The sequence below is a fragment of the Fibrobacter intestinalis genome, assembly GCF_900167415.1.
Lineage (GTDB): Bacteria > Fibrobacterota > Fibrobacteria > Fibrobacterales > Fibrobacteraceae > Hallerella > Hallerella intestinalis.
In genome coordinates this window covers 24,692-36,282 of the sequence record NZ_FUWU01000032.1, presented here as the reverse complement: position 1 = coordinate 36,282, position 11,591 = coordinate 24,692, and the positions used below count along the sequence as shown (strand labels likewise).

Below are 11,591 nucleotides of genomic sequence, written 5' to 3'. Positions count from 1 at the left end.
ATCGCTAAAACGTCATTGCGGGGAAAGTTTTGTCGGAATTTGCACCTGATATACAAACCGTCATTGCGAGGAATGAGCGAAACGATTGACGAAGCAATCTTCTTTGACGGACGAGATTGCCGCGTTGCAGTCGATCCTCGCAATGACGAATGTTCTACATCATTGTGGGGAATGTTTCAATGAACTCTGCATCCGATCGCTAAAACGTCATTGCGGGGAATGAGCGAAGTGAATGACGAAGCAATCTTTTTTGATAGCCAAGATTGCCATATCGCTGTCGCTCCTCGCGATGGCGAAGAAAGGCGGTATTCTCGCAATAGCAAGACTCATCGTTCTTGACAATGAGGAAGTGCACTATACGTTTTCCGACAAGGCGGTGAACTTTGCCGGAAAAGTCATCACTTTCCCAGACTTTCCTTGGGAATCGTCGTAAAGGTCAGTTCACCCTTGGCGTGAACATTGCCGTTCACTTTAACAACGCAGCTGAACCCGACAAGAACGCCGCCGCCCTTCGTTTTGGTGACGGTCATTTCCAATTGATCGCCAGGAATAACAGGCTTTACAAATTTGAATCCGTCGATTTTCAGAAGGACGTAAAGCTTGTCGTCCAGATCTTCGGGCTTCTTCTCAATGACAAGCGAGCACAACTGGGCGCAACTTTCTACAATCAGAACGCCCGGCATAATGGGAGCGCCCGGAAAATGCCCCATAAAATAAGGCTCGTTCACGCTCACATTTTTAATGCCCGTCGCCGATTCGTTCGGAACGAGTTCGATGACTTTTTCCACCATCTGGAACGGCGGACGCTGTGCAATGCGCTGGCTGATTTCATAGATGTTCATGCTCACAGGGAAAGTCCTCCGTCGAGAACAAAAACCTGTCCCGTGACATACGCAAATTGGTCCGAAGCGAGAGCAGAAACCATATTTGCCACGTCTTCTGGAGAACCGAAACGTTTCAGCGGAATTTTCTCCACATATTCCTTGCGCTTGTCTTCGGGAATCGCATCGATCATTTCGGTCTGGATAAATCCCGGAGCAACAGCGTTCACGCGGATGCCGTAACCGCCGAGTTCCTTGGCGAGCGTCTGCGTCAGCGAATTGACCGCACCCTTGGTCGCGCTGTAAACGCTCTGGCCAGCGAGCGCAAATTTGGAGCTGACCGACGACATATTGATGATGACGCCGGACTTCTGTTTGAACATTTTGAGAGCGACTTGCTGTGCGCAATAGATGTAGCCTTTAACGTTCAAATCCATGCACTTGTCAAGAGTATCCGGATTGATCATCAGCAGATATTCGTCCCGGACGATGCCCGCATTGTTTACCAGCACGTCAATTCTGCCGTAAGCCTTGAAGACCTCGCGAACCATTAATTTCACCTGGTCGAGTTTGGAAACATCCGCTTTGTAAAGCATTCCGTTTCCGCCCGCCGCCTGGATTTGCGAAAGCGTTTCTTGAGCCGCAGCGTCCGAACTGGAATAATTCACGACGACCGTATAGCCGTCTTGAGCAAGACGCAGGGCGCAAGCCTTGCCTATGCCTTTAGAAGCTCCTGTGACCAGCGCAACTTTCATCTGACCCTCACTCAATTATTTTCCCAGAACGACAGCACTGTAAGAGCCGCCGGTGGCAAATGAAATCACCAAAACTTTTTTCAGTCCGACCGATTCGATGCTTTTCTTTTGAACCGCGCCGTCTTTACCGATAAAGTAAGCGTTTTCGCGTTGCAGTTCCCCACTCAAAAGAAGTGCCGCTTCCGCAGCAGCAAGAGCCGCTGCACCCGCACGGCCTTCGCCGACGCGATCCTTCACTTCCACCAGCGGAAGCGTTTCCAAACGGTCGCCGAACACGCGGGAAAGGGACGCTTTTTCGATATCGTCCAATTTTTTGCAGCCGTTCGCAAATCCGCAAACCGCATCGATTTCGTCAAGGGAAACTCCCGCATCCACTACTGCGGAACGAATTGCCAGATCCAGAGCCTCGCCCGAGCCGGAGATGTGCCCGAACTTCACGTTCTTACGGCCATGCCCATAACCGAGCGCATAGCAATAAATTTTTGCGCCACGAGCCTGTGCGGAATCTTCCGTTTCCAAGAGAATCGAAACGCTGCCGTCGCCCATGACACAACCCGACGAACCAGAATAAGGAGCGGTAACGGAATCCGAAGCGACTTGCATCTTTTGGGCAAATTCCGTAATAATCGGCAGATTTTCATCCGAACCTGTCGCCATCATCGCTTGCTCCTGACCGTCGTGAATGACATTCATGGAGTATCCGATGCTGTCCAGTCCAGAAAGCGGACCTGTCGTAATCGTCACGCCGTAGCCCTTGATTCCGGAACAAATCGAAAGATAGCCGCCAGCCGCATTGTAAACCGTATGCGGGAACTTGAAAGCGCTCCCCTGCGCATTGCCCAGCTTCGCAATCAGTTCTTCAAAATCGTAAGTGGCGCCAAGGCCGCCTTCGCTCGTTCCGACGATAATACCGATATTTTTTGCATTTTCCTCGGTGACTTTGAACCCGGCGTCCTGCAAGGCTCGCATTCCCGATACGGTCTGCAACTGTCCGAGATTATCAAGTTTGCGGTAGAATGCCATTTTGATGCCCAGTTCTTTATAGTCGTCCAGAACGATAGTCGAATGGATGGACGCGCTTTCGGGCTTTGCATCTTTTTCGACAGCGGCAAGATAGGCAGCCTTGCTGTTGCCAAGAGGACTTACAATTCCGAGTCCCGTTACGGCGATTTTAGAATTCTTCGCCGTCAAAGCAGAGACATCGCCGGCATCCTTGGAAAATACGATGCTCGCATTGGTTCCGCCAAAAGCCACGTTATTGCTCATGACGCACCGGAGTTCTTTTTGGCGCGGGACGTTCTGCACAAAATCCAGAGAGCCCACTTTTTCCCGCAAAGCGACGGAGTCCTCTTCGGAATAATGCAAAGTCGGGAGAACCGTATCCGTCGTCAAGGCCTTAATGCTGAAGACCGCTTCAATGGCACCGGCGGCTCCCAGGCAGTGACCGGTCATCACTTTAGTCGAACTGACGCTTACCGTCGGATTTTCTTCGGCAAAGAATTTCTGGAAAGCGGTGATTTCCGCTTCGTCGTTCTTGCCCGTGCCCGTGCCATGCGCATTTACATAGCCGATTTCGTTTTTCCGGATTCCCGAATTTCGGACGGCGCGTTCCATCGCTTCGGTCAAGCAGAGGGCGTCTTCCCGAGGAGCCGTAATGTGGTGAGCATCGCTCGTAACTCCGGATCCCAAAACTTCGCAATACGTTTTAGCTCCGCGCTTCTGCGCGTGTTCAAACGATTCGACAATGACAATGCCCGCGCCTTCGCCCAAAGTAATGCCGTTGCAATGGTTAAAAGGAGAGCAGCCGTTTTCATCCAAAGCGTGCAACGAAAGAAAACCGGAATATGGGACGGACGCAAAAGAGTCCGCTCCGCCCGCAATCACCACGTCCGCTTTGCCCGCCCGAATCAAATCGCAAGCGAGGGCTATCGAAATCGTTCCAGCTGCGCAGGCGTTTGCCACATTCGTCACAATGCCTCCGGCGCGGCACGTTTCCGCCACCTGAGACGCAATCGACGCAATGGGCATCTTGGGAATGTCGCCAGCGTTTCTGCCATGGCGATTATAATGTTCTACACTGAGAACGCCACCGACACAGCTACCGATAATCACGCTAACACGCTGATCGTCGGCAAAGTCCGAAAGATTGGCATCGGCAAGAGCTTCGTTGGCCGCCTTGATGCAAAGTTTGGAAGCCCTGTCCTTTTCTTCGGGAGCGGCTATCTCGTCCAGCGAGTCGCAATGAACCTCCGCCGCCAAATCCGCATAGCACTTTTCCGTATCGACCGAGGTCGTTTTATGGATGCCCGAAACCGAGTTCAAAGCATTTTTCCACGTTTCTTCCACGTTGTTTCCGACGGCGCAAATCACGCCCAGTCCTGTAACAACACAACGGCAATCATTCGATGTCATGGCATACCCAGTTTAAAACAATAATTTTTTACTTAAGCCTGATGCTTTTCAATAAAGTCGGCAATTGTATCGATGCTCTGGAACGGCTCTTTGCCAGCACCCGTCATGGAAACGCCAAAATTGCTATCCACAAAAGAAATGATTTCCAAAGAATCCACAGAATCCAGACCGATTTCTTCGCCAAAAAGCGGCGTATCGTACTTCAGCACGGAACCATCGACACCGAGATCCGACATGAAAAACGCCTTGAGCTTGCTTTTGACTTCTTCTTGGTTCATTTTTTACCTCATTTTAGAATTTTTGCAAGGATAGAAAATTTTAAAGATAAAAAGGTATTTCGCCCAAATATTAAGCGATAATCGGCAACAAATAACGATAAAGCCATAACAACGCTACTTGTCGTTGGGCGGAAAGAACAGGGAAACCTGAACGGGCAATTCACAAGTCGGCTTGCCGTCTTTCAAAAAGCAGTGCAAAGTCGTGCCGGTAGTGCACAAATTGCCAGCAACATCAATCCGATAGCGAAAACGAAAATGCAGATGCCCAATGCGTTCCAAAGTCGTTTCAATATTCACCACGTCCCCGTAATGCGTTGGGTTCCGATACCGGACGTTCAATTCCAGAACGGGACACACAAAGCCCTCCTTTTCGACATCCGCATAAGTCGAACCGATCTGCTTGAAAAAATCCGTCCGCGCCTTTTCAAACCAGACGGCATAAACCGAATGGTGCACGACGCCCATCTGGTCCGTTTCCGCATAGCGAACTTCGATTTGGCTGGTGGAACGATAGCGACAAATTTCCACATTTCCTCCCGATTAAAAGGCTTGTCGAACGTAGAAAGAAAGCCCGATATGGTCAAAATCAATCCACGAAACATCTGCGCGGGCAAAGAGGCGTTCATTCTTATTCAAGGCGAGAAGCGCCCCGGCTCCTACAGAACGATGCCATTCATTCCGCATGAGTTCGCTGAAATAGGCACCCGCCTTTCCGCTTTCCACAAACACGTGTCCGCCCAAAAGCCAGCCGAAATACTTTCGGATTTCCGATTGCAAAATCACCGCCTGGTTATCGCCAAAATACAGGCTTTCCACTCCGCGAAAACGCTTGATTCCATCGGAACCGGCAAGCATATCAAAGGGGACGTCCCCATTCGCCCGTTGCCACAGGAAACCAAAAGCCGCCGTCGTCCTAAACGGCAAAATCGTATAGGCCCGCATATCCAAAGTCATCTTGTCAAAGGAATAATCGCCCAGCTGATCGCTGAAAAAAATCTGTTTCCACTCGATTAAATAGCCGTGCTGCGTCCAATTCGTATTGTCCCGCGTATCCAAGCCTAACAGGTAGCCCACGCCATTGCGATTTCCCGAATGCGGATCCGGAAGCGGCATGGAGCTGCTCTTTTTAAAATCGATTTCCGAACTTTCGATATGCAATTCCAAGCCGTATTTCAAATAATCGGGAAGACCTAGCCGAGATTCTACCTTGGCTCCGAAATAGAGTTTCTTGCGATTGTAATTGGTAAACTCGTCAATGTCGGGAGAGTTTCCCCGCCCGAAATAGCTCGCGAACCAGTCCTGGTATTCCAAATCGAACCAGAGGCTTATTTTGTCGCGGCAGAAATAAAAATAGGGTTCTAGCGTAAACTGAAATTGCCCGCGGGAAGACCCATAAGCGGTTACGCCGATTTCCGGAACCTTTCCATCGATCTCGTCGGGCTTTAAAAAGAAAAGAATCATCGCGCCCAGCTGCATCCGGGTTTCTTCGGTGTAGCCAATAACAGGAACCGTCGAATAACGCTGGAATTTTTGCTGCCGACTGGTGTCCATAGAAATGGTGTCCTGCGAAAAAATTGCCACGTCCGCAGACGCCAACGACATCCAGAAAAAACAGAGAGCGATTATTTTTTTGAAAAACGGCATGCCGAGCGGGAAAATAGATAAATTTCGAGCCGTCGATTTTATAAAAATCGAAGAACGGGCAAAAAAGCAAAACGCTTTTCGCCCATCAAAATGAGCGACGAAAAAAACTTTCCAAAATTTGCAGCGGTTCGGCAATTCGAACAAACACCTACTCTTCCAAATAGGTGTAGCCGTAAAGACCTGAACGATAGATGTTCAAAAATTCCTTGCCTTCCTGAAGAGAGATTTTTCCTTCCTTGACGGAAGTAGAAACCCAGTTTTCCATGGTGCGAACCAACGCCTTGTCGCTAAAATTCACATAGTCCAAAACATCTTCAACGGATTCCCCGTCAATCATCTGGTCAAAGCGATAGCCGTCGCCATCGCAGACGACATGCACCGCATTCGTATCCCCAAAAAGATTGTGCAAATCGCCCAGAATTTCCTGGTAAGCGCCCACCAAATAAACCGCCAGATAATAAGGCTCTCCGGGTTTTAAATTGTGCACGGGAAGAGTTCGCGAGACCCCGTCGCCACTGACGAACATATCGATTTTCCCATCGGAATCGCAGGTGATATCCTGAAGAGTCGCATCGACTGTCGGAGCCTCGTTCAAACGCTGAATGGGCATAATCGGAAAAATCTGATCTATCGCCCAGCTGTCCGGTAAGCTCTGGAACAGCGAAAAATTGCAGAAGTATTTTCGGGCCAAAAGCCGCGGCAATTCGGCAAGTTCCATCGGAGAGTGGCGCAACTCCCGGGACAATTCGTGCACGCGCCGGGCGATGCTCCAAAAAAGACGTTCCGCCAGCGCTCGCGTTTTCAAATCCACCGCCCCGCCCACCCGGAAACCCGAAAGAATATCGTCGTTGATCTGCAAAGCGTCATGCCAGTTTTCCAGCAGGTTCCGAACGTTCAGATTTTTCAAAATGGCGTAAAGATCTTTTATGGAATCGGCGGCACCTTCGGGAATATCGTAATTGCCGTCTTCAAAAAATTCGGGTCCAGCGGTTTCCAGTACATTGAACACCAGAACGGAATGGTGCGCCGAAAGGGCACGCCCCGTTTCCGCAATCACATTCGGATGCGGCAACGAAAATTTTTCGCTGGATTCAAAAATGGAATAGACAATGTCGTTAGCGTATTCCTGAATGGAGTAATTTACGGAGCCTGTCGCCGCACTGCGGCTGCCATCATAATCGACACCAAGTCCCCCGCCGACATCCACAAATTCGACTCCCATTCCAAGCTGTTTCAGCTGCACATAAAATTCCGAAATTTCCCGCAAGCCGGATTTGATTTTTCGGATGTTCGTAATCTGGCTGCCGAGATGACAATGGATAAGCTTGACGCAGTCGCACATATTCTCTTGGCGAATCAAGTCCATCGCATTGAGAAGTTCCGAACTGCTCAGCCCAAACTTGCTGTTGTATCCGCCGGACTCCTCCCATTTCCCTTGACCGCTAGACGCCAGCTTAATGCGAAGCCCGATATTCGGCTTGACGCCGATGCGCCGGGAAATTTCAATAATCATCGGGAGTTCGGTTATTTTTTCCACAACGACGTAGATGTTCTTTCCCATCTTTTGCGCGAGCAACGCCAATTCGATAAAATCTTCGTCCTTATAGCCGTTGCATATAATCAGCGCATTCGGATTGTCCATATTCGCCAGAACCGCATGAAGTTCCGGTTTGGATCCCGCTTCCAGTCCGATGTTGAACTTTTTACCGTGGCGCACGACTTCTTCTAAAACCGCTCGCTGCTGATTCACCTTGATGGGAAACACATCGTAAAACGAGCCTTTGAATCCGTATTCCTGAATCGACTTGTTGAAGCACTCGTTGATTTTTTCAATGCGCATATCGAGAATGTCCGGGAAACGCAAAAGAATCGGAGCGGGCATATCCAAAAGATCCAATTCCTGAACCAACTTGAAAAGATCTATCGAAGGACCTTTCGTGCGAAGTGGACAAACCGTAGCGTGTCCCTCTTCGTTGATGTCGAAATAATTGATTCCCCATCCGCGGATATTATACAAATCGCGAGAATCGTCGATACGCCAAGTTTTCATTTCGTAAGAGCACCTCTTTGGTTATGAAATTGCAAGCAAAAATAGAAAAAGTAAAAACAATCCGAGTTATTTTTCTATTTTACGGCGAGAATTTTACTTTACGAGGTCTTATGTCCCAAGTTGCCGATTTTTTTGCCAATTACTGGTGGGTTCTTCTCATTTTGGTCGTCCTTGTCGTGATTTTCGCCGCCATTCGAGCCGTGCGCAGAGTCATCAAAGAAGGCGGTGGAGCTTTTGATTTGGAAACCATTAAAAAGAATACGGCTCCCAATCTGGAATTCGTGCTTCATGCCGGAAAAGCGATGCTTGCCGATGCCGACGTCGTCTGCGAAATCAAAAACGGGCGAGTCATTCCCAAGCGGGAAAATATCATGACATTCCGGAACGTTTACAAGATGAAATACAAGGCCGCCTCTTTCTACATCGCCAAAGAAAACAAGGTCGTTTACTTTTTCTGCAAAACGGAAGCGGGGCTTCAACGGCGCTTGACAAATCTGATGCTGGACAAGGACAAGAAAAACGCCCACTGGCCTTACAAAGACAAGGCGACCGCCGAACATTTGCGCTACCCCCGCTGATCTTAATTCATGGGTATCTCCACATTCCGCACGCTTCCTCTTTACGAAAGTGCCGAAGTTATTCGTTCCGAAATAGCCAAAGGGAAAAATCTCTTGCTAACCGCGCCGACCGGTTCAGGAAAATCCACTTTAATCCCCTGGCTTCTTGCCGATGGAAAAGAAAATTCAGAAGCGACAAAATCCAAAATCGTCGTTCTGGAGCCGAGACGTTTAGCAGCGACGAGTCTTTCCGGGTTCCTTGCCCAATTGACTGAAACGCCAGAAGGCACAACCGTCGGATACAAAATCCGTTTTGAAAGCAAACTCTCCGACAAGACAAAAATCCTCTACACGACCTACGGCAGTTTTTTGCAATCCGTCTTGCACCAGAACGAAAAATTCGACTGGATCGTCTTTGACGAATTTCACGAAAGGCGCGCGGAAATGGACCTACTACTCGCCTATTTTTTGGCATTGCAAAAAGCAAAGCCGGAACTAGCTCCGCGAATCGCCGTACTTTCCGCCGAATTGAACCGGAAAGAACTCGAAGAAATTCTCCAAGTGCCGTGCCTACAAGTCGGGCGACCGGGTTTTCCCGTACAAATTCTCCATCAGGAATCCCCCTTCGGCACACCGCTGGGAAAGAATGTGGAAAAAGCGTTGCGCACGCTGGAGCGGAACGGAGTCTGGAAAACGACACTCGTTTTTTTGCCGGGAAAAGGAGAAATTTCTTCCGTACATCGCCATTTGAACGAAGCGTTCGGATATGGAAAAGTTCCGATTCTGGAACTCTTCGGCGGCCAAAATAAAAACGAGGAACGCAAAATTTTTGTTCACTCGGACACCCCGAGAATCGTACTTTCGACCAACATCGCCGAAACGAGCCTGACCATTCCAAACGTTTCCGGCGTTATCGATTCCGGCTTGGAACGGGCGACCGAATTTTTGCCCACACAAAACAAAAACATTTTAAAACTCGGCAGAATCAGCCTGCAAAACGCCGTTCAACGTACGGGACGCGCGGGCCGTACACAGCAAGGCGTGTGCATCCGCCTGTGGAGCGAACGGGAAGAAAGCACTTTTCCCAAAGGCATCGTTCCCGAAATTCTCAAGAGCGATTTGAAGCCTATCCTTTTAAAAGTCGCCGCTCTAGCCAAGCATTCTTCTTGCCATTTTTCCGAGTTGCCGCTTCCGACAAAGCCCGAAAAAGTACTCGCCGAAAAAGCATTCGCCGAATTGCAGAACAACAGATTTATCGATGCCGACGGCAACATTTCCCCGCTGGGCGAAAAAGTTCTGGACATTCCCTTAAACGATTTGTCTCTCGCAAAAGCCTATTCCGAAGCGCAGAAGCTTTCTCCGCTCACCCTCGCGCTGTTCGCCGTTCTGGATTCCGAAGAGGTTTCGGCCAAAGAGCATTTTCCCCGCAACGCCATGGAGCTGGCGCAATCCTTGCTCGCCAAAGAAAACAGCCTTCCGCGTGAAATCCGACTGGCATTTAAACGGTTGCAAGAATACGCCCAGAGCAAAGACGCTCACCGCTTACAGCCCGATTCCCAAGACGATACCACTCAAATGCTCCTGAAAGCGTTTCCCGGGTCCCTCGCTATAAAAAGCGGCAACGCCTACAAAACGCCCAGCGACATTTTTCCTTTGCCGCCATCTCAAGTAGAAAATGCCGACGCTATTCTCGTCTTCCATCTTTTACGTACAAATTCTGCGCAAAAATCCGAAATGCGCGCGAGCCTTTACATTCCCGTGCCGTCCCGCTTTTTAGAAACCGAAAACGCCGAGTTGCGATATGAACTTTTATGGCGTTCTGGGCAAGAGCGTTATATCGGCGTTGAAATTCGCATTCGGAATGGAGTGGAAATTTCCCGCAAAGAAATCCAGCCGCAAGAAGCCGGTCCCGAGATTCTGAAAAAGCTCAAGGATTTGACGGCAAGCACTTGGATGGAAAGGCACAAAAGGGAAAACCTTTCTCACTTGTGGATGGACGATGAAAACAAGACGCTGCTCTGCAAAATGAAACTCGCCGCCGAAAATTTTCCGGAATTTGATTTGCCGAGTTGGAATGACGAAGATGTGGAAATCGTCACCGAAGATTTTTTCGACGGTATTTTTCTTATGCGGGATCTTTCCGCAGAACGCTTCCGCAAAAAAATGAAAGAATACTTTGGTGAAAACATGATGGGATGGCTTGAAAAAATGTTTCCCAATTCTCTGACTCTCCCCAATGGAAAGCGAGCGCATTACCATTATGCGGAAAATTCACCGGTCGAACTATCCGCCCGCATCGAGGACTTTCTTCCTTTTCGCGGAGAACACACGATTGCGCAAGGCAAAGTCAAAGTGCGCTACGACATTCTAGCTCCGAATTTTCGCACGGCGCAAAAAACCTGGGACCTCACCGGCTTTTGGCAAAACACCTACCCGCAATTGCGAAAAGAACTCCGGGGCCGCTACCCGAAGCATCCTTGGCCGGAAAACGTTCTTTAATAAGCCGGCGGCTTTTCCTCCTCAAAACGCCACGAGCAAATTCAGCCCGCCGCCCGCATTCGCCAAATCCACCGACGGCATAAGTATCCATTCCACAGAACTTTCGCGCTGCCGTTCCTTGTAACGCTTGAGGGCGTCGATGTATTCGTCACGGCGGTTCGCATGGCCTTTGCGTACGCTATACTCATAGATGTTAGAAATCAGGATAGGAAGGCCGACCAGATAAAACGGAATGGCGACGACGATAAATGTCGTTCCAAGAACACGATGAACGCTCTTGTTGGCGAAAGAGGCATTAAGTACGCCGATTCCTCCCCCCAAAAATCCAGTCCCAAGCCCAACATAAACGCTTCCGAAAACAATGCCGGTCACATTTGGACGGTAATCGGCATTCAAATTTTCTTCGGTAATTAAAGCATGGTAAATAGCCAAACTGTCATCTTTTACGACAGCCGAAAATTTTCTATTCGACGTCAATGGAAGCTCCCCATTCGCCAAAGAGATATCCTCCGCATAAGCGGTTCCCCAAAGCAAATTCAGCAGCAAAAAGAATAGCACTTTATTCCGCATCATTC

At 49.3% G+C, this 11,591-nt stretch carries 12 protein-coding genes; 4 read left to right on the top strand and 8 right to left on the bottom strand.

Annotation, left to right across the window (positions count from 1 at the left end; translation table 11 throughout):
- Both B5D40_RS16120 and B5D40_RS15315 read left to right on the top strand, forming a co-directional pair.
- Positions 1-183 (top strand): hypothetical protein (locus B5D40_RS16120; protein ID WP_234978164.1); only part of this gene is annotated, 183 nt, incomplete at its 5' end.
- 49 nt (positions 184-232) lie between these two features.
- Entirely contained in the window at positions 233-433 is a 201-nt protein-coding gene (locus tag B5D40_RS15315; protein ID WP_095849482.1) for a hypothetical protein, read from the top strand.
- Here the strand turns inward: B5D40_RS15315 and fabZ are convergent.
- The 7 genes from fabZ to speA form a co-directional block, all read right to left on the bottom strand.
- Entirely contained in the window at positions 399-842 is a 444-nt protein-coding gene (gene fabZ, locus B5D40_RS09485) for a 3-hydroxyacyl-ACP dehydratase FabZ (RefSeq protein ID WP_078776728.1), read from the bottom strand. The two genes, B5D40_RS15315 and fabZ, sit on opposite strands and share 35 nt — an antisense overlap.
- Positions 843-844: 2 nt before the next feature.
- Positions 845-1,576 carry an SDR family NAD(P)-dependent oxidoreductase gene (locus B5D40_RS09480; protein ID WP_078776727.1) on the bottom strand — a complete coding sequence of 244 codons (732 nt, stop codon included), beginning with the start codon at positions 1,574-1,576 and terminating at the stop codon, positions 845-847.
- A 15-nt stretch (positions 1,577-1,591) separates the two neighbouring features.
- Complete coding sequence (locus B5D40_RS09475; RefSeq protein WP_078776726.1) at positions 1,592-3,988, bottom strand: beta-ketoacyl-[acyl-carrier-protein] synthase family protein; 2,397 nt, start codon at positions 3,986-3,988, stop codon at positions 1,592-1,594.
- A gap of 32 nt (positions 3,989-4,020) precedes the next feature.
- A complete protein-coding gene (locus tag B5D40_RS09470) occupies positions 4,021-4,266 on the bottom strand; it encodes an acyl carrier protein (RefSeq protein WP_078776725.1) in 246 nt (81 codons plus the stop codon).
- A 114-nt stretch (positions 4,267-4,380) separates the two neighbouring features.
- Complete coding sequence (locus tag B5D40_RS09465) at positions 4,381-4,794, bottom strand: acyl-CoA thioesterase (RefSeq protein ID WP_078776724.1); 414 nt, start codon at positions 4,792-4,794, stop codon at positions 4,381-4,383.
- 12 nt (positions 4,795-4,806) lie between these two features.
- The gene (locus B5D40_RS09460; RefSeq protein ID WP_143394352.1) at positions 4,807-5,910 is read right to left on the bottom strand and encodes a BamA/TamA family outer membrane protein; all 1,104 of its coding nucleotides are present in this window, start codon (positions 5,908-5,910) and stop codon (positions 4,807-4,809) included.
- A gap of 148 nt (positions 5,911-6,058) precedes the next feature.
- Entirely contained in the window at positions 6,059-7,960 is a 1,902-nt protein-coding gene (gene speA, locus B5D40_RS09455) for a biosynthetic arginine decarboxylase (RefSeq protein ID WP_078776722.1), read from the bottom strand.
- Between the two features lie 110 nt (positions 7,961-8,070).
- Between speA and B5D40_RS09450 the strand changes: the two genes are divergently transcribed.
- Both B5D40_RS09450 and B5D40_RS09445 read left to right on the top strand, forming a co-directional pair.
- A complete protein-coding gene (locus tag B5D40_RS09450) occupies positions 8,071-8,538 on the top strand; it encodes a hypothetical protein (RefSeq protein ID WP_143159303.1) in 468 nt (155 codons plus the stop codon).
- A 9-nt stretch (positions 8,539-8,547) separates the two neighbouring features.
- Positions 8,548-11,016: an ATP-dependent helicase C-terminal domain-containing protein gene (locus tag B5D40_RS09445; RefSeq protein WP_078776721.1), complete on the top strand. Its 2,469-nt coding sequence runs from the start codon at positions 8,548-8,550 to the stop codon at positions 11,014-11,016.
- A gap of 21 nt (positions 11,017-11,037) precedes the next feature.
- Here B5D40_RS09445 and B5D40_RS09440 read toward each other — a convergent pair whose 3' ends face one another.
- Positions 11,038-11,589 carry a hypothetical protein gene (locus B5D40_RS09440; RefSeq protein WP_078776720.1) on the bottom strand — a complete coding sequence of 184 codons (552 nt, stop codon included), beginning with the start codon at positions 11,587-11,589 and terminating at the stop codon, positions 11,038-11,040.
- Positions 11,590-11,591: the final 2 nt, after the last annotated feature.

Excerpts from the sequence above, each read along its gene's own strand:
- B5D40_RS15315 (WP_095849482.1), top strand. The coding sequence starts at position 233 with ATGACGAAGCAATCTTTTTTGATAGCCAAGATTGCCATATCGCTGTCG.
- fabZ (WP_078776728.1), bottom strand. The coding sequence starts at position 842 with ATGAACATCTATGAAATCAGCCAGCGCATTGCACAGCGTCCGCCGTTC.
- B5D40_RS09480 (WP_078776727.1), bottom strand. The coding sequence starts at position 1,576 with ATGAAAGTTGCGCTGGTCACAGGAGCTTCTAAAGGCATAGGCAAGGCT.
- B5D40_RS09475 (WP_078776726.1), bottom strand. The coding sequence starts at position 3,988 with ATGACATCGAATGATTGCCGTTGTGTTGTTACAGGACTGGGCGTGATT.
- B5D40_RS09470 (WP_078776725.1), bottom strand. The coding sequence starts at position 4,266 with ATGAACCAAGAAGAAGTCAAAAGCAAGCTCAAGGCGTTTTTCATGTCG.
- B5D40_RS09460 (WP_143394352.1), bottom strand. The coding sequence starts at position 5,910 with ATGCCGTTTTTCAAAAAAATAATCGCTCTCTGTTTTTTCTGGATGTCG.
- speA (WP_078776722.1), bottom strand. The coding sequence starts at position 7,960 with ATGAAAACTTGGCGTATCGACGATTCTCGCGATTTGTATAATATCCGC.
- B5D40_RS09450 (WP_143159303.1), top strand. The coding sequence starts at position 8,071 with ATGTCCCAAGTTGCCGATTTTTTTGCCAATTACTGGTGGGTTCTTCTC.
- B5D40_RS09445 (WP_078776721.1), top strand. The coding sequence starts at position 8,548 with ATGGGTATCTCCACATTCCGCACGCTTCCTCTTTACGAAAGTGCCGAA.
- B5D40_RS09440 (WP_078776720.1), bottom strand. The coding sequence starts at position 11,589 with ATGATGCGGAATAAAGTGCTATTCTTTTTGCTGCTGAATTTGCTTTGG.